This window comes from Bradyrhizobium sp. HKCCYLRH2015, assembly GCF_051168215.1.
Classification (GTDB): domain Bacteria; phylum Pseudomonadota; class Alphaproteobacteria; order Rhizobiales; family Xanthobacteraceae; genus Bradyrhizobium.
Genome location: NZ_JBNPUO010000012.1, coordinates 35184 through 52448 on the forward strand (window position 1 = coordinate 35184; position 17265 = coordinate 52448).

At 66.4% G+C, this 17265-nt stretch carries 13 protein-coding genes; 9 read left to right on the plus strand and 4 right to left on the minus strand.

Going from position 1 to position 17265, the window contains the following annotated elements; genetic code table 11:
* Window positions 1-193: 193 nt before the first annotated feature.
* The 7 genes from guaB to ACQR1H_RS28460 all read left to right on the plus strand — a co-directional run bounded on the left by guaB (window position 194) and on the right by ACQR1H_RS28460 (window position 8897).
* Entirely contained in the window at window positions 194-1681 is a 1488-nt protein-coding gene (gene guaB / locus ACQR1H_RS28430) for an IMP dehydrogenase (protein WP_316182664.1), read from the plus strand.
* A 185-nt stretch (window positions 1682-1866) separates the two neighbouring features.
* Window positions 1867-2889 (plus strand): NADP-dependent oxidoreductase, encoded by a 1023-nt coding sequence (locus tag ACQR1H_RS28435; RefSeq protein ID WP_434908534.1) that lies wholly within the window; start codon window positions 1867-1869, stop codon window positions 2887-2889.
* Window positions 2890-3030: 141 nt separating this feature from the next.
* On the plus strand, window positions 3031-3363 hold the full coding sequence (locus tag ACQR1H_RS28440) for an MAPEG family protein (protein WP_315805034.1): 333 nt from the start codon (window positions 3031-3033) through the stop codon (window positions 3361-3363).
* Between the two features lie 14 nt (window positions 3364-3377).
* Entirely contained in the window at window positions 3378-4676 is a 1299-nt protein-coding gene (locus ACQR1H_RS28445; RefSeq protein WP_434908535.1) for an RsmB/NOP family class I SAM-dependent RNA methyltransferase, read from the plus strand.
* 502 nt (window positions 4677-5178) lie between these two features.
* Entirely contained in the window at window positions 5179-6783 is a 1605-nt protein-coding gene (guaA, locus tag ACQR1H_RS28450; protein ID WP_434908536.1) for a glutamine-hydrolyzing GMP synthase, read from the plus strand.
* 132 nt (window positions 6784-6915) lie between these two features.
* Window positions 6916-8244, plus strand: coding sequence for an AAA family ATPase (locus ACQR1H_RS28455; protein WP_434908537.1), 1329 nt, complete (start codon window positions 6916-6918; stop codon window positions 8242-8244).
* A gap of 20 nt (window positions 8245-8264) precedes the next feature.
* Window positions 8265-8897 carry a DUF4276 family protein gene (locus ACQR1H_RS28460; protein ID WP_434908597.1) on the plus strand — a complete coding sequence of 211 codons (633 nt, stop codon included), beginning with the start codon at window positions 8265-8267 and terminating at the stop codon, window positions 8895-8897.
* A gap of 750 nt (window positions 8898-9647) precedes the next feature.
* Here the strand turns inward: ACQR1H_RS28460 and ACQR1H_RS28465 are convergent.
* The 4 genes from ACQR1H_RS28465 to ACQR1H_RS28480 are packed head-to-tail and all read right to left on the minus strand — an operon-like array spanning window position 9648 to window position 15316.
* On the minus strand, window positions 9648-10841 hold the full coding sequence (locus tag ACQR1H_RS28465) for a 2Fe-2S iron-sulfur cluster-binding protein (RefSeq protein WP_434908538.1): 1194 nt from the start codon (window positions 10839-10841) through the stop codon (window positions 9648-9650).
* Window positions 10838-11668 carry an FAD binding domain-containing protein gene (locus ACQR1H_RS28470; protein ID WP_434908539.1) on the minus strand — a complete coding sequence of 277 codons (831 nt, stop codon included), beginning with the start codon at window positions 11666-11668 and terminating at the stop codon, window positions 10838-10840. Before ACQR1H_RS28470 ends, ACQR1H_RS28465 begins: the two co-directional genes overlap by 4 nt.
* Entirely contained in the window at window positions 11665-14037 is a 2373-nt protein-coding gene (locus ACQR1H_RS28475; RefSeq protein ID WP_434908540.1) for a xanthine dehydrogenase family protein molybdopterin-binding subunit, read from the minus strand. Before ACQR1H_RS28475 ends, ACQR1H_RS28470 begins: the two co-directional genes overlap by 4 nt.
* Window position 14038: 1 nt before the next feature.
* The gene (locus ACQR1H_RS28480) at window positions 14039-15316 is read right to left on the minus strand and encodes an amidohydrolase/deacetylase family metallohydrolase (RefSeq protein WP_316182678.1); all 1278 of its coding nucleotides are present in this window, start codon (window positions 15314-15316) and stop codon (window positions 14039-14041) included.
* A 174-nt stretch (window positions 15317-15490) separates the two neighbouring features.
* Here ACQR1H_RS28480 and ACQR1H_RS28485 point away from each other — a divergent pair, with 174 nt between their 5' ends.
* Both ACQR1H_RS28485 and ACQR1H_RS28490 read left to right on the plus strand, forming a co-directional pair.
* Window positions 15491-15979: a MarR family winged helix-turn-helix transcriptional regulator gene (locus ACQR1H_RS28485; protein ID WP_316239091.1), complete on the plus strand. Its 489-nt coding sequence runs from the start codon at window positions 15491-15493 to the stop codon at window positions 15977-15979.
* A 436-nt stretch (window positions 15980-16415) separates the two neighbouring features.
* Window positions 16416-17249 (plus strand): nitroreductase family protein, encoded by an 834-nt coding sequence (locus ACQR1H_RS28490; protein ID WP_434889940.1) that lies wholly within the window; start codon window positions 16416-16418, stop codon window positions 17247-17249.
* The last annotated feature ends 16 nt before the right edge of the window (window positions 17250-17265 follow it).

Below are 17265 nucleotides of genomic sequence, written 5' to 3' on the forward strand. Positions count from 1 at the left end.
GCCGGTCTGGGCCGTTCTTCGCAATCGCGGGAGGATGGCGGATCGGCCCTTTGATTCGTCACAGGCCCATGCTATCGACCCGCGTCAACCCCACCGATGGGCACCGATTCGACGGCGAGGCATGGTCTCGACGGCGGCGCCGCTCATCCGTAACCGCATCGCGGCCGTTTTGGCCGCAGACAAGGAGTTGACGATGGCGACCGTCCAGACACTTCGCGAAGCCTTTACCTTCGACGACGTGCTCTTGAAGCCGGGCCTCTCCGATGTGCTTCCCTCCGAGGTCGACATCCGTTCGCGCGTGACGCGCGAGATCCCGCTCAACATTCCGATCATGGCGTCCGCCATGGATACCGTCACCGAGGCGCGCATGGCGATTGCGATGGCGCAGGCCGGCGGTGTCGGGGTGATCCACCGCAATTTCGATCCCGAGGGCCAGGCCGCCCAGGTGCGCCAGGTCAAGAAGTTCGAATCCGGCATGGTGGTCAACCCGCTGACGATCTCGCCGGAGGCGACGCTGGCCGACGCGCTGGCGCTGATGAAGGACTACGGCTTCTCCGGCATTCCGGTCGTCACCGGCGGCGGCAAGGGCATCCCCGGCAAGCTGGTCGGCATCCTGACCAATCGCGACGTCCGCTTCGCCACCGATCCGCGGCAGAAGATCTCCGAGCTGATGACGCATGAGAACCTCGTCACCGTGCGCGAGGGCGTCGGCCAGGACGAGGCCAAGAAGATCCTGCACAAGCACCGCATCGAGAAGCTGCTCGTCGTCGACGACCAGTACCGCTGCGTCGGCCTGATCACCGTGAAGGACATGGAGAAGGCGGTCGCGCATCCCTTGGCCTGCAAGGACGCGCAGGGCCGCCTGCGCGTCGCCGCGGCGACGACCGTGGGCGAGGGCGGCTTCGAGCGCACCGAGAAGCTGATCGAGGCCGGCGTCGACCTCGTCGTGGTCGACACCGCGCACGGCCATTCCTCGCGCGTGCTGGAAGCCGTCAACCGCATCAAGCGCATCTCCAACGCCGTGCAGGTGATCGCCGGCAACATCGCCACCCGCGACGGCGCGCAGGCGCTGATCGACGCCGGCGCCGACGCCGTCAAGGTCGGCATCGGCCCGGGCTCGATCTGCACCACCCGCATCGTGGCGGGCGTCGGCGTGCCGCAGCTCACCGCGATCATGGATGCGGTGGAAGCCGCCAAGAAGGCCGACGTGCCGGTCATCGCCGACGGCGGCATCAAGTTCTCGGGCGATCTCGCCAAGGCGCTCGCCGCCGGCGCCGATGTCGCCATGGTCGGCTCGCTGCTCGCCGGCACCGACGAGACGCCCGGCGAGGTGTTCCTGTGGCAGGGCCGCTCCTACAAGGCCTATCGCGGCATGGGCTCGGTCGGTGCGATGGCGCGCGGCTCGGCCGACCGCTACTTCCAGCAGGACATCAAGGACACCTTGAAGCTCGTGCCGGAGGGCATCGAAGGCCAGGTGCCGTATAAGGGGCCGGTCGGCAACGTCATGCACCAGCTCGCCGGCGGCCTGCGCGCCGCGATGGGCTATGTCGGCGCCAAGGATCTCGCCGAATTCCACGGCAAGGCCGAGTTCGTCCGCATCACCGGCGCGGGCCTGCGCGAAAGCCACGTCCACGACGTGACGATCACCCGCGAGAGCCCGAACTATCCGGGCGGGGTGTAAACAACCACCGCTCTCTCCGTCATCGCGAGGAGCGAAGCGACGACTTGTCCGCCATAGCCCGAAGGGCGACGGCGGAAGCAATCCAGGGGTTGCGCGCGCGGCCCTGGATTGCTTCGCTTCGCTCGCAATGACGGCTCCCGTGGGGTCGGCGCCGAACGCCACATCAACAAACAAGAGGAAACACCATGTCCCAAGCCAAGCGCATCGTGCTCGCGTCCCGTCCCGTCGGCGAGCCCAAGCCGTCTGATTTCCGCCTCGAGGAGCACACCATCCCGACTCCCGGCGCCGGCGAGGTGCTGTTGCGCACGATCTGGCTGTCGCTCGATCCTTACATGCGCGGGCGCATGAGCGACGGGCCGTCTTACGCCCAGCCGGTGCCGGTCGGCGGCGTGATGGAGGCGGGGACCGTGTGCGAGGTGGCGGCCTCCAACAATCCCGGCTTCAAGGCCGGCGACATCGTGCTGGCGCGCGCCGGCTGGCAGACGCATGCGGTCTCCGACGGCAAGGGTCTTGCGAAGATCGACCCGAGCCTCGCGCCGATCTCGACCGCCGTCGGCGTGCTCGGCATGCCCGGCATGACCGCCTACACGGGCCTGCTCGACATCGGCCAGCCCAAGCCGGGCGAGACCGTGGTGGTCGCCGCCGCCTCCGGCGCGGTCGGCTCGGCGGTCGGACAGATCGCCAGGATCAAGGGCGCCCGCGCCATCGGCATCGCCGGCGGCAAGGACAAGTGCGACTACGTGAAATCCGAGTTCGGCTTCGACGACTGTCTCGACCATCGCGACCCCGATCTCGCCGCCAAGCTGAAGGAAGCCTGTCCGAAGGGTATCGACGTCTATTTCGAGAATGTCGGCGGGGCGGTGTTCGAGGCAGTGTTCCCGCTGTTCAACGCCTTCGCGCGCATGCCGGTCTGCGGCCTGATCGCCCATTACAACGATACCCAGTCGGTGGCGCCGAAATGGGCCGGCGCGCTGATGCGCAACGTCCTGACCAAGCGGCTCCTGATCCGCGGCTTCATCGTCTCCGACTTCGCCTCCCGCCACGGCGACTTCCTCAAGGACATGTCGGCCTGGGTCCGCGACGGCAAGGTCAAGTACAAGGAGCACGTCACCGAGGGCCTGGAGAACGCGCCCGCGGCGTTCATGGGCCTGCTCAAGGGCGCCAATTTCGGCAAGCAGCTGGTGCGGGTCGGGCCGGACAAGGTCTGAGCCACACCTGATGTGATTCTTCAGCCTGTCCGCAAAAAAGCGGGAACCACAGCGCCTTATCCGGAGTCCTGAGGGAACCGGTTCATCCACGAGGGCCCGGCATCATGCCGGGCCTTCACTTTTCCCAAGGGGGGATTGTCGATGTCGCTGCCCATGGTGCTGCTGCCCGTTTTCGTCGAGGTTGCACTGACCTTCGCGCTGCTGTTCTGGAATAAGAGGAAGGCGCAAGCCACGGATGCCGCCGATGAATTCGGCCTGCCGACTTTGTTCTATGCCCTGATCGCGCTTGCGCTGCCGCTGCGCCATGCCGATCTGGTGATCGTGCTGCTGTCCTGGGTGTTCGTCGTCACCCGCTTCGTCAACGCCGGCTTTATCAGCGGGGCAGACAAGCGCTCCCTGGCCTGGACCGCCTCGGCGCTGGTGCTGCTGGCGATGTGGCTGTATTTCGCCCTGAAGATGCTTCTCCTGATCTGAGACTGGATACCTGAATGACCCCGGCCGCCCGGCTGTCCGCCGCCATCGACATCATCGAATCCATCGAGTCCCAGCGGGCGCCGGCGGCGAAGGCCTTGAAGGATTGGGGCACCAGCCACCGCTTCGCCGGCTCCGGCGACCGCGCCGCCATTGCCGGCCTGGTCTGGGACGTGCTGCGCCGCCGCGCCTCCAGCGCCTATGTCATGGAGGACGACACCGCGCGGGCGCGGGTGCTCGGCATGCTCAAGCTCGAGCGCGGCCTGGATGTGCCGACCATCGCCGCGATGTGCGACGGCAGCCGCTTCGCGCCGCCGCCGCTCACTGCCGCCGAGGAGAAGGCGCTGGCCGCGCGCACCACCGAGGGCGCGCCGCCGCCGGTCGCCGGCGACTATCCCGACTGGCTCGACCCGTATCTTGCCGCCGTGTTCGGCGACGACCGCGTCGCCGAGGCCATGGCGATGGCCAGCCGCGCGCCGCTCGATTTGCGGGTCAACACGCTGAAAGCCAAGCGCGAGAAGGTTCAGGCGTCGCTCAAGCATCTCGGCGCCGTGCCGACGCCGTGGTCGCCGCTCGGCCTGCGCATCACGCTCGGGGCCGACGCGCGCAATCCCGGAATCCATGCCGAGGAGGATTTCATCAAGGGCGCGATCGAGGTCCAGGACGAGGGCTCGCAGCTCGCGGCCCTGTTCACCGCCGCCAAGCCCGGCGAGCAGGTCATCGACCTCTGCGCCGGCGCCGGCGGCAAGACCTTGGCTCTGGCGGCGATGATGCAGGGCAAGGGCCGCCTGATCGCCACCGACGCCGACAAGCGCCAGCTCGCGCCGATCCACGAGCGGCTGTCGCGCGCCGGCGTCCACAACGCCGAGATCCGCACCCCGAAGGGCGACGCCGACCCGCTCGCCGACATCAGCGCCTCCGCTGATCTGGTGGTGATCGACGCCCCCTGCACGGGCACCGGCACCTGGCGCCGCAACCCCGACGCCAAATGGCGCATGCGCCCCGGCGCCCTGGAGATCCGCCTCAAGGACCAGGCCGATGTGCTCGACCGCGCCGCCCGCCTGGTCAAGCCCGGCGGCCGCATCGCCTACATCACCTGCTCGGTGCTGCAGCCGGAGAACGGCGACCAGGTCAGGGCGTTCGTGGCGCGGCACCCGGAGTTTTCCGTCCAGCCCCCGGAGCAGACCGCCACCGTCCTCTGGGACAAGGCCGAGGCGTTTGCCGAGGCCGCCCTGCAGACCCCGGAGGGCTGGCTGATGACCCCCCGCCGCACCGGCACGGACGGGTTCTTCGTGTCGGTGCTGAAGAAGGCCTAGCTGCCGCGAACACCCTCCGCTGTCGTCCCGGGCAAGCCCCGCGCGCGCAGCGCGTGGGGCGCCGACCCGGGACCCATACTCCGCGGCCGTTATGAGGCGCGAGATGGAGCGGCCAGCGTGCCCGAGCCCCGCATCCTGTGGTTATGGGTCCCGGCTCGGCGCGGTCCGGCGCAATGCTTGCGCATTGCCCGGCCCGATTGGCCGGGACGAAGGCCGGGGCCACAAAACAAGTGTCGTCCCGGGCAAGCCCCGCGCGCGCAGCGCGTGGTGCGCCGACCCGGGACCCATACGCCGCGGCCGTTATGAGGTGCGAGATGGAGCGGCCAGCCTGCCCGAGCCCCGCATCCTGTGGTTATGGATCCCGGCTCGGCGCGGCCCGGCGCAATGCTGCGCATTGCCCCAGCCCGCTTGGCCGGGACGACAGCGGTGGGCGCGGCACGCGCCGGTGAATCGCCCGCTTGCAAGGGTTGCGAGTCCCCCCGCAGCGGCGTAATTCCTTGCCATGACAGCCCCAGCCAACACCCCGACCGCCGCCGCCGCCGACACCTCGGTGGCCGCGCTCCATGACAAGATCCTGATCGTCGATTTCGGCAGCCAGGTCACGCAGCTGATCGCGCGCCGGGTGCGCGAGGACGGCGTGTATTGCGAGATCGTGCCGTTCCAGAAGGCGGAGGCCGCCTTCCGGCAGATGAACCCGAAGGCCGTGATCCTCTCCGGCGGCCCCGAATCCGTCCACGAAGAAGGCTCGCCGCGCGCCCCGCAGCTGATCTTCGATAGCGGCGTCCCCGTGATGGGCATCTGCTACGGCCAGATGACGATGGCCGCCCAGCTCGGCGGCACCGTCGAGGGCGGCCACCACCGCGAATTCGGCCGCGCCGACGTCGAGGTGAAGACCTCGAGCCTGCTGTTCGACGGCGTCTGGCAGCCGGGCGAGCAGCACCAGGTGTGGATGAGCCATGGCGACCGCATCACGCAGATGCCGCCCGGTTTCTCGGTCGCCGGCGTCTCGCCGAACGCGCCCTTCGCCGTGATCCAGGACGAGACCCGCAAGTACTACGGCCTGATGTTCCACCCCGAAGTGGTGCACACGCCCGACGGCGCAAAACTGATCCGCAACTTCGTCCGCAACATCGCCGGCCTCGGCGGCGACTGGACCATGCACGCCTTCCGCGAGGAGGAGATCAAGAAGATCCGCGCGCAGGTCGGCAAGGGCAAGGTGATCTGCGGCCTCTCCGGCGGCGTCGACTCTGCGGTGGCCGCGGTGCTGATCCATGAGGCGATCGGCGACCAGCTCACCTGCGTGTTCGTTGATCACGGCCTGCTGCGCCTGAACGAGGCCGAGACCGTCGTCGACCTGTTCCGGCACCACTACAACATCCCGCTGGTGCATGTGGACGCCTCACAACTCTTCCTCGGCGAGCTCGCCGGCGTCACCGACCCGGAGCAGAAGCGCAAGACCATCGGACGACTCTTCATCGACGTGTTCGAGGCCGAGGCCAAGAAGATCGGCGGCGCCGATTTCCTGGCGCAAGGCACGCTCTATCCCGACGTGATCGAGAGCGTCTCCTTCACCGGCGGCCCCTCGGTGACGATCAAGTCGCACCACAATGTCGGCGGCCTGCCGGCGCGCATGAACATGAAGCTGGTCGAGCCGCTGCGCGAGCTGTTCAAGGACGAGGTCCGCGTGCTCGGCCGCGAGCTCGGCCTGCCCGACGTGTTCGTCGGCCGCCACCCGTTCCCGGGCCCCGGCCTCGCGATCCGCTGCCCCGGCGAGATCACGACCGACAAGCTCGACATCCTGCGCAAGGCCGACGCCATCTACATCGACGAGATCCGCAAGGCCGGCCTCTACGACACCATCTGGCAAGCCTTCGCCGTACTGCTCCCCGTCAAGACCGTCGGCGTCATGGGCGACGGCCGCACCTACGACTACGTCGTGGGCCTGCGCGCCGTCACCTCCACCGACGGCATGACCGCGGACTTCTATCCGTTCGACATGAAGTTCTTAGGGAACACGGCGACGCGAATCATCAACGAGGTGAAGGGCGTGAACAGGGTGGTGTACGACGTGACGAGCAAGCCGCCGGGGACGATTGAGTGGGAATGAGGCCGTCAATAAACTACCAAGTTGGTTGACACCGTTGCTTCCTCGCAGCGTCACCCTATTTTGCTAAGTGTGTCGCTTGGACGATTGGTCGCGTCATCAAGAGCAAAGCGAACGGTAGGGAAGACTCTTTAGATGCTGACGCGTATAGAGATTGATGGCTTCAAGAGTTTTGAGGGCTTTGGGCTCAACCTTCGGCCGCTAACTGCCGTTGTTGGCCCTAATGCTAGTGGAAAATCCAACCTATTTGACGCTCTTCGGTTTCTTTCGTCGCTTGTGAAGCACGATATTCGTACCGCGATGCAGGACTTGAGAGGTGAGCCCGAGGAGCTATTTCGCAAGACCCCTGCCGGTCAGTCGGAATGCATGTCTTTTGCTGTGGAGGTGCTGCTGCCCAGAAAGGGCATCGATGCATTCGGGACGTCCTACGAAATCGTCGGCCAGAGACTGCGTTATGAATTGAAGTTAGCCTTGTCCGTAGGGTCAGATGGCAACCCAAAGGGAGTCTACGTTAGAGAAGAGCGTTGCACCGCATTGGCTAAGAAGAATGACCGCGCGTCTTTTCTTGCCGGCAAAAGCATCAAGTATAACTCTAGGGTCAGCCCCTACATCGAGGTCGAGGGCGGCGCCATCCTGGTGCGACAAGACGGTCGCCAGAAACATGGCAGGCCGGTACAGCTCTCGTTGAAGGAAGCCTCTCGGACGGCGCTGTCCACTATCACCACCTCCGAATTTCCGCATCTCTACGCGCTACGCGAAAGTCTCTCAGCTATCAAATTCCTTGAGATCAATCCGAAGCTAGCCAGGAGCGCAAGTGACCGATACGAAGACCATGTGCTCAAGCCCGACGCGTCCAATCTCGCAGCTGTTCTGGCGCGGCTGAAGGAGGCTACTGCGGACAAGGTCAGGCCGAAAGGAGTTCTGTCGGACATTGCAGCAGACCTGGCGTCTCTAATTCCTTCTGTAAGTCGTCTAATTGTTCACGACGATGCGGGACAAAAGCAGTATTCGTTCACGCTTCAGTTCGCAGACCAGCAAGTCTTCAGTTCTCGAGTCATATCGGATGGGACGCTTAGGCTGCTCGCGCTACTAACAGTTTTACATGATCCGGATCGGAAGGGCACCCTTTGCTTCGAAGAGCCAGAGAACGGTGTTCACGAGGGGCGGGTGCCGATGCTTGTCGAATACCTGCGCTTAGCCTCCGAATTGCCCGCTGATCCGGATGATCCAACCTTCCAGGTACTACTCAATACGCACTCTCCTCGAGTAATGAGCTCGCTGAACAATGAGGAGATCGTCGCTGCCGATACCGTTGCAGTCGTTGATCCTAAGACAAAATCGCGAGTCGTGCGAACTAGAATGCGCTCCGGAGTGACTGATAGCCAAGACTTATTGGACCCCGAGACTACACTGACGAGGTTTGAAGTGGAGCGGCTGTTGCAGCATCCGAATGATGCCGCATGACCTACGTGTGTTGGGCGGCTATGTATGAGGGGCCTACCGATAAGGCGTATTTCGAAACGTTAATACCTCGTGCAATGGAAGAGCTGACCCGCCTGCATGGGCTAAGGCAAACGAATATACCGCAATCGGCTGCGATACTTCTCAGGCGAGCCGACAACAACTCCGTTGCTGAGCAGGTCTGTCGGGAGAAACAAGCGTTTCATTTGGTGTTCATACATGCGGATACTGGAGGGCGTAACTTAGAGGCAAACATCGATGATCGCTCCACTAGAATTTGTGAGGTCATGAATACCATATGCAATTGGCCGCCGGAGAGATGCATTCCATTGGCGCCCCGGAAGGAGACCGAGGCTTGGGCCTTGTGTGACCCATCAGCTGTGATGGACGCTCTAGGATACGCAGGTACCCCCAATTCCATAGGTCTCCCCGCCGACGCCGGCGGTGCCGAAGCCTTGCCGGACCCCAAGGCAACTCTCAATGCAGCTGTGAGAGCAGTGAGAGGGCGGCGACGTGGCGTTCAAGCTGAGCAACTGTTAGTAGCTATCGCACAGCGCCAGGACCTGGGCGCGCTTCGTGCCTCCCCGTCGTTTCGGCAGTTCGAAGCTAGGCTTCGTCAAGCTTTAGCAAACCTTGGGTGCATCGAGCCCAACTAGTTGGCGCCTGTCAACCAGGCAGTACGGCGACGCCCAGGTCCTGTTACGGTGACAGCAATAAATTTCTGCATCTCGCTGGCTTCCGAAAATCCCCTCTGCGGCATTCAACAGGAGGATCGGCAATCCTCGCATACCCCGCATGCGCCAACTGCCCGTCGTGCCAGTTTGTCGCGCACGTCTCCCTTGTCACGTCGGGCAAATCACCTCCACATTCTCGCGCATCCCGGCTCGCTGAAGAGGGACGTTTCGCGATCGTCATGAAGCGTCGAGCCGGAGAGGCGACGGGCGCGTTGCTCTGCAGCCGGGTGTCACAGCCTGTGCCGACGAACGGAGCGAGGCGACGGCGAAGTGGCGTGGTCCTGGTCTCCCGACGCTGAGACCAAGCCGGCGGGGATGATGATCCGCTGGTGACGGGGGCAAGACAGCCGGTCCCCGGGGAGAGCGCCTATAAGCCGCAAAACCGTCGCGCAGGGAAGGCCGGATATTGGGCTGAACCTGTGGTTCTGCCGCGTGCTTCTTGTTGCACGCGGACCGCGGGTATCAGCCGATACCCGGTCTTCCCTGCGCCTCTTCGTCGGACGAAGAGGTCGATGGATGGCAAAGCTCGGGCGAATCTCGCCGCGAGAAAGCCGGGGCATGCCCGTTGTTTGAAACGTGGAGACAGGTGCCGGGACGAGGCGCGCGCGGGTTTTCAGCGCCGATGTCACAGCCGGCCGTGAGCGAGAGCCGGTTCGCCGGTGCGCGGCGGTCTCATGGCCCGCGCAGGCGCTGGGCCAAGCCGGTGAGGCGTTTGCGTGCGACGTCGAGCAGCAGGGCAAGCGCGTTGAGGCGCTGCGGCTCTGGTGTCTCCGTCGGGTCCGCGGTGCCGTTGAGATGCCGCTCGCAGTTTTGCGCGAAGGTCGTGGTGATGCGCGACGCCAGATCGCGCACCAACCCATCACGCGCGATCTGCGCCAGCGGGCCGGAGAGGCTGTAGCCGATCGCGAGCGCGACGCGGGTGGCTCGTCCGTCGTCGATCGGAAGCATGCGCCAGCTGATCTGTCCGGAGGTCGAGGTGCGGCTCAGCCGGTCGCGTCCGGTGCCGACGAGCCGGCCCGACAAATCCGCCGCGTTGCGGTCGATGCGCGCAGAGCCGCGGAAGATAGCCGACAGCGGTCCGATGGCGACACTGATCGCACCTTCGATGCGATCCGGGGTCGGGATGTCCGTGATGGTGGCGCCGGGAAAGCATGCGGCGAGGGTCCTGGGCTGACCGAACAGCGCAAAGACCTGCTCTGGCGCGGCGTTCACCGTGAACGACGCATCGAAGCTCTTGGCGGGCATGACCTCGGAAGGATCGAGCGAACCGAGGGCCAGGTCGCCGGAGAGCATGATGCCCACCGCCGCTGGCCGCGCTGGCGCGACCGCGATGGCGCCTGGCTGCGATCCCACCGGGCCGAGCGATGTCCGACCTGCGCCGATCACGGCCGCGATGCCCCGCTGCCGTCGTGCCGCGATCACAGCGCTGACAGCGCGAACGATCCCGACATAGCCGGTGCAGCGGCACAGATTGCCGCTCAGGCCGACACGGATGGCGTGTTCGTCCGCGTGATCGAGGCGCAGCACGAGGTCGCGCGCCGACATGATCATGCCGGGCGTGCAGTAGCCGCATTGCAGGGCATGCTCGCGCGTGAAAGCCACGCGCAGCTCGGCGGCGATCTCATCCTCGTCCAGGCCTTCGATCGTCGTCACGGCAGCGCCAGCGCAGGCCACGGCGAGCGTGATGCAGGAACGGGCCGGAGCGCCGTCGAGCAACAGCGTGCAGGCGCCACAGACACCGTGCTCGCAGCCGAGATGCGTCCCGGTCAGGTCAAGCTGATCACGGAGGACGTCGGCGAGATGGGTGCGAGGTTCGACCGTTGGCTCGATCGCGCTGCCGTTGACGGTGAGCTGGATCTTGTTCACGCGGCCGCCTCCGCGATCGCCCGCGCGAGCACGCTGACATGGATGTGCCGGGCGGCCGGATCGGCCACGCCGGCCTGGATGAGCCGGCGGTCGGCGAGGGCGCGATCGAACTGCGGGGTGAGATGGTTGGTCGCGCCGCCGAACAGGGATGAATCGTCGATGATGATCGGTGTCGTGTCGATGGCGCCGATGACGATGCGGCTGCGGGCGGTGTCGGGCTCGATCAGCACGGCGGCCATTGCATGGGCGAATTCTCCAGGCTTGCGACAGGCCTTGGCGTAGCCGAAGCGTGCCGTGGGTGACAGCGAGGGCAGGCGGATCGCGGTGACCAGCTCGCCGGGACGCAGCGCCGTCTGCAGCACGCCCTGGATGAACTCCGTCACGGCGAGGTCACGCCGTCCCGCCGCGCCTGTCAGTTGCACGCTGGCGCCGAGGGCCGTGAGCGTCGTCACCCAGTCGGCGGCCGGGTCGGCATGACCTAGCGAGCCGCCGATGGTGCCGCGATTGCGCACGGCGCGATAAGCGATGCCACGGGCGATCCGCGGCAAGATGCCATGGGTCACGTCGGGGAGGCGGCCGTCCTCGATGTCGGCATGGGTGACGCAGGCGCCGATCACGAGCGCATCGCCATCGCGCTCGACCGAACGAAGCTCGGCAAGGCCGGCGATGTCGATGATGAGCGGCGGCTGCACGAGACGCAGATTGAGCATCGGACCGAGCGACTGTCCGCCGGCCATGATCCGTGTGCCGTCCTCGGCCTTCGCGAGCAGGCCGACCGCGTCGCTGACGCTCTGGGGACGCGCGTAGTTGAAGGAGGCGGCCTTCACGGCGAGCTCGCCTGTTTCGCTGCCAGCACCGCCGCGACGATCCGGCGCGGCGACAGCGGCGACTGCATCATTTCAGCACCAAGCGGCCGCAGCGCGTCGTTGATGGCGTTGGCGATTGCCGCCGGCGGCGCGATCGCGCCGCCTTCGCCGATGCCCTTGACGCCGAACATCGTGTAGGGCGACGGCGTCTCCATGTGGAACAGGCGCGGCTCCGGGACTTCGGTCGGACCCGGCAGCAGGTAATCGGCCAAGGTTGACGCCAGCGGCTGCGCGGCATCGTCGAACGGCATCTCCTCGTACAGCGCGGTGCCGATGCCCTGGGCGAGGCCGCCGAGAATCTGGCCGTCGACGATCATCGGATTGACGAGGACGCCGCCGTCCTCGACGACGACGTAGTCGAGCAGCTCGACCTCGCCGAGATCCGGATCGACGGCGACCGTCACGGCATGCGCCGCGTAGGAGAAGGTGCCGCTGTCACGCACCGGCTTGTAGCCGCCGGTCGCCTCAAGGCCCGCCGGATCGACGTCGTTGGGCAGGTCCTGCGGCCGGCGGTACCAGGTGTGAGCGATCTCGGCGAGGCTGACGCTGCCGTTCGGCCCGCAGGCCTGGCCCTCGCGCCACGTGACCGCCTCGGGCGCGAGCTGCAGCAGCTTGGCGCCGATGCGCGTGGCGCGCGCGACGAGTTGCGCGCAGGCCGTGCCCACGGCGCCGCCGGCCATCACCATCGACCGTGAGCCCCAGGTGCCGGTGGAGTAGGGCGTCATCGCGGTGTCGCCGAGCACGACGCGGATCTTGTGGGGATCGACGCCGAGGATCTCGTGCGCGACCTGGGCGAGCGTCGTCTCCAGTCCCTGGCCGTGGGAGTGGACGCCGACACGCAGCTCGAGTCCGCCGTCGGGCGTCAGCCGCGCGGTGGCCTGCTCATGGCCGGGCACCATCGGGATGCCCCACCCGGCATAGACCGAGGTGCCATGCGCGGCCTGCTCGCAATAGATCGACACGCCGGTGCCGATCAGCCGGCCGTCCGGCTCGCCGCGCTGCTGTCGTGCGCGCACGGCGGGGACATCGATCGCCGTCAGCGCCCGCTGCAGCGCGCCGGGATAGTCGCCGCTGTCGAAATGCTTGTTGGTGATGTTGTCGAACGGCATGTCCTGCGGCTGCACCAGATTGCGCAGCCGGACCTCGCCGGGTTCGAGCCCGGCCTCGGTCGCGACGGCGTCGAGCAGCAGCTCGAGGGCGAAGCAGACGCCGGTGCGGGCGACGCCGCGATACGGCAGGATCGGGCATTTGTTGGTCGCGACCGAGTAGGTCCGGCAGCGATAGGCCGGCATCCGATACGGCCCTGGCAGGATGCTCGCGATCTGCGCCGCTTCGAGGCAGGCCGAAAACGGATAGGACGAATAGGCGCCGGAATCGACCATGGCCACGCAGTCGATGCCGCGCAGCCGGCCGTCGCGATCGGCGTAGACGGTGATGCGATAGGCGTGCTCGCGGCAATTCGCGCTGGCGCTCAGATGTTCGCGCCGGTCCTCGAGCCAGCGCACCGTCCAGCCCCTGTGCATCGCGAGCCAGCTGAGGCAGACCTCCTCGGGCAGCAGGATGCCCTTGTGGCCAAAGCCGCCGCCGATGTCAGGCGCGATGATGCGGATGCGGCCCTGTTCGATGCCGAGGCAGTCGGACAGACCGTTGCGCACGATGTGCGGCATCTGCGAGCCGGTGTGCAGCGTAAGCTGATCGAGCCGGTGATCGAACGTCGCGACGACACCGCGGCCCTCCAGCGGCGCCATGCACTGGCGTGCGGTCGTGATCTCGCGCGTCACCTTGATCGGCGCGTCAAGCGCGGCTGATATGTCGACCTCGAAGTTGGTTTCCAGGAAGACGTTGTCGCCCCAGTGCTCGTGCACCAGCGCGCTGCCAGCCTCGCGCGCCAGGCGCATGTCGTGCACCGCCGGCAGCGGTTCCAGGTCGAGCTCGACCGCCGCGGCGATGTCCTCCGCTTCGGCGCGGCTGCGGGCGACGCACATCGCCACAAGCTCGCCGACATGGCGCACCTTGCCGGTCGCCAGCACCGGCTGCTCGGAGATCTTGAAGCCGGGCAGGCCGGAGACCGCGCGGATCGGGTTGATGCCAGTGAGGTCATCGGCCGTGAACACGACGTCGCGGTGTTCAGCGGGAACGTGGATCGCCTTGATCCTGGCGTGCGCGATCGGGCTGCGCACGAAGGCGACGTCCTTCAGTCCCGGCAGCCTGATGTCGGCGACGTACTGACCGCGGCCGCGCAGAAAACGGTCGTCCTCCTTGCGCGGCAAGCGCGCGCCGACACCGCGCGGCGCGCGGGCATCCGAGGCGGTCGAGGCCGCGTCCGTCACGTCAGGCCGCGACCGCTGCGGGCAGGATCGGCGCCGTGGCGTCGTGCCGGACGCCGGCGCGCAGGCAGCACACCGGCTGCAGCAGCTTCTCGGCGATCACCTCGGTCTTCTCGTTGTCGCGCAGCACGAAACGGCCCTGCTGCTCGCGGAGCACGCTCACATCAGCCTCCATGCCTGGACGCAGCGCGCCGATCTGATCGGACAGGCCGAGCATGGCGGCGGGGTTCGACGTCACCATCGGCACGACCTGCTCCAAGGTCAGGCCAAGCGCGACCATCGAGCTCATCGCCTGCACGAGGCTGAACTTGGCTTGGCCCGCGAATGGATGGTTCTCGTCGTCGGCATGCTCGTCCGGGGTGCCCGCGGGCGCCGGCACATGGGTGTTGTAGCCGTGGATGTCGGCGCCGAGCGTATGCGGCACGATGCCGGCGTCGATCGCCTTGCGTGCCAGGCGGTAGGAGAAATGGCTGCCATGGCCGACGTCGACCTTGAGCCCGCGATCGAGCGCGGCCTGGATCACCGGATGCACCTCGCCCTTGGTGTTGACGAAGCCGCCGGGATGCCGCGTGAACGGATGCGCCAGCACGTCGCCCGGACGCAGCAGCGGGATCACGCGCTCCAGGATGGTGTCGACATCCTCGCCATTGGTGCCGCTTGCGGGCAGTCCCCACAGTTGGCCGAAATGGACGTAAACGGGAAGCTCGGCGCGGCGGCCGATCTCGGCCGCCATCTCGATGACACGGATGCCCCAGCGCGCGAAGCCGCCGATCTCGGCATGCGCCTTGATGCCGCGAACGAGGTCACGGTTGGCGACCGCCGATTTCACCGTCGCATCGATGTCGACGCAATCCGGCCGGTAGAGATCGGGATAGTAGTGGCCCTCGAGGCCGCCGACCAGATAGGCCGACAGGAAGGCATAGACGCGCGATTGCGCCTGATCTGCGACGAAGTGACGGAAGCCGGGCAGGGTCATGCAGGACGGGCCGCCCTGGTCGATCAGGCTGGTGACGCCCGACTGCACGCCGACCATGTCCGCGTTCATGCCGAAGCGGCCGGTGACGTACTGATAGACATGGGCGTGGGTGTCGATCAGTCCCGGAAGCACGAGCTGGCCGCTGACATCGATGACGTCCTTGGCGCTGGTCGGCAGAATGTCGGATTGGACGGCCGCGATGCGGCCGTTGCGGATGGCGACGTCTCTCAAGCCATCGATGCCGGAAGCGGGGTCAATGACGCGGCCACCGCGCAGCAGGAGGTCGAACGAGGCGCTCACGGACATGCAAGGTCTCCTTTCCGGGGCGCGTGGTCGTCCCGGTCAAAGCCTTCTTCGACGAGCCAACGCAAATGATGCGCCGACTTAGTTACGAAGCATGCTTCGCATTACATCAAGATCCGTGCCATAGACAGCTTCAAATTGATGCAACGTGATCAGCGCTTATGCGGGAGCCGTTCGATGGCCGGAAGGAACAAGCCTAAAGCCGATAGATCGTCTTGGCCGCTCGAGGAGCGTCCGGGCTACCTGATCCGGCGGCTGCACCAGATCCACGTCGCGCTGTTCCAGGAGAAATGCGCCGCCTATGAGATCACGCCGTTGCAGTACAGCCTGTTGACGGCGCTGGCGAAACGGGGAGCGGCCGATCAGACGGCGCTGGCCCAGGACATCGCCCTCGACCGGACCACCACGACAGGCGCGCTGAAGCGGCTGCAGGCGCGGGGTTTCGTCGATCGCAGCGTCGGACAGCACGACCGACGGTCGCGGACCTGTCGTTTGACCCCGTCTGGCGCGGCATTGCTGCGCAAGATCGAGCGGCCGGCACGGGCGGCGCATCTGGCGACGGTCGCGGATCTGACGAAGGCCGATCAGAAGCGGTTCATTGCCATGATGCAAGCGATTGTTGCGGCGCAGGGGCAAAGACTCGACGCGACACGCTCGCCGGACTGACGGCTCCGGCTTGCGATGAGCTCCGATTAGATAATGGGCATGTTGCTGCCCGAAAAGCAGCGCGTCATCGGAGCGCGGTATCCGGCCATGGCGTTCGTTGCGCCAACTACGAAGCATGCTCCGCATTTTCGCGCTGCGGCGTTTTGTCCGCAAACGGCGCATCTGCCAGCCCAATTTCTGCTGACGCCATCGTGGACGCCGATGCGCAGACGTTGCGCTGCGCGTGGCAGGGCGGCTTCTGGCATGTCCCTTGCTGACAAGACCGACGACAGCTGCGCGGAAGCCGCGGCGAAATGAATCCGGGGCGGCGACATCGATGTCGCGGCGTGGAGTAAGCGATGCGATGTCTGCCGCGGCGCAACCCGCCGATCATTGCTCGGGCCAAGAGCGTTCGTGCGCCGTGGTGCGTTGCGCATAACGCGACAGGAGCACCCTGATGCCGGAGCATGCTGATGTCATTGCGACACGCTTCGGAGATGGCGGGCCCGACGGCGGCGACGCCGAGTCCAGCGCATTTCTGCACGGCGTGCTGTCCCGCAAGACGGTGCGCCGCTATAGCGACCGGATGCCGGAAGAGGGGCTGCTCGATCTGCTCGTCGCCTGCGCGCTGAGCGCCTCGGCCAAGTCGGATTTCCAGCAGGCCTCGATCATGCGCGTGCGTGACGCGGAGAAGCGGGCGGCGATCGGCAGACTGTTTCCGAGCATGCCCTGGATCGGAGTGTCGCCGGCGTTCTTCGTGTTTCTGGGCGATGCGCGGCGGCTGCAGCGGATCGGCGAACTGCGTGCCAAGCCCGTCAAGAACGGGACCCTGGAGGGCTTTTTCAACGCCTCGGTCGACGCCGCGCTGGCGCTGCAGACCATGATCCTGTGCGCTGAGTCGGCCGGTCTCGGGACCTGTCCGATCAGCGTCATCCGCAACGAGATCGACACGGTCGCCAAGGTGCTGGAACTGCCCGACATGGTGTTCCCCGTCGCCGGGCTGTGCCTCGGCTATCCCGCTGGGGAGGGCCATGTCAGCCTGCGGCTGCCGCGCAGCATCACCACGCATGTCGACCGCTACGGCGACAATGCGCTGCCCGCAGCGCTCGACGACTACGACCGGCGGCGTCATGCGCGGCACGCGATTCCGAAGGAGCAGCAGCGCGGCAATGCCGAGTTCGGCGAGGCCGAGTTCTACGGCTGGTCGGAGGACAAGGCGCGTCAGGCCGCCAAGGCGGAGGGCGCGGCCTTCCCACCCTATCTGCGCGCGCACGGCTTCAGCTTCGACTGATCAGTTTCATATGAGG

What these genes read in the sequence shown, in the direction of transcription:
- guaB (WP_316182664.1), top strand. Translation starts at nt 194, where the DNA reads ATGGCGACCGTCCAGACACTTCGCGAAGCCTTTACCTTCGACGACGTG.
- ACQR1H_RS28435 (WP_434908534.1), top strand. Translation starts at nt 1,867, where the DNA reads ATGTCCCAAGCCAAGCGCATCGTGCTCGCGTCCCGTCCCGTCGGCGAG.
- ACQR1H_RS28440 (WP_315805034.1), top strand. Translation starts at nt 3,031, where the DNA reads ATGTCGCTGCCCATGGTGCTGCTGCCCGTTTTCGTCGAGGTTGCACTG.
- ACQR1H_RS28445 (WP_434908535.1), top strand. Translation starts at nt 3,378, where the DNA reads ATGACCCCGGCCGCCCGGCTGTCCGCCGCCATCGACATCATCGAATCC.
- guaA (WP_434908536.1), top strand. Translation starts at nt 5,179, where the DNA reads ATGACAGCCCCAGCCAACACCCCGACCGCCGCCGCCGCCGACACCTCG.
- ACQR1H_RS28455 (WP_434908537.1), top strand. Translation starts at nt 6,916, where the DNA reads ATGCTGACGCGTATAGAGATTGATGGCTTCAAGAGTTTTGAGGGCTTT.
- ACQR1H_RS28460 (WP_434908597.1), top strand. Translation starts at nt 8,265, where the DNA reads ATGTATGAGGGGCCTACCGATAAGGCGTATTTCGAAACGTTAATACCT.
- ACQR1H_RS28480 (WP_316182678.1), bottom strand. Translation starts at nt 15,316, where the DNA reads ATGTCCGTGAGCGCCTCGTTCGACCTCCTGCTGCGCGGTGGCCGCGTC.
- ACQR1H_RS28485 (WP_316239091.1), top strand. Translation starts at nt 15,491, where the DNA reads ATGGCCGGAAGGAACAAGCCTAAAGCCGATAGATCGTCTTGGCCGCTC.
- ACQR1H_RS28490 (WP_434889940.1), top strand. Translation starts at nt 16,416, where the DNA reads ATGCCGGAGCATGCTGATGTCATTGCGACACGCTTCGGAGATGGCGGG.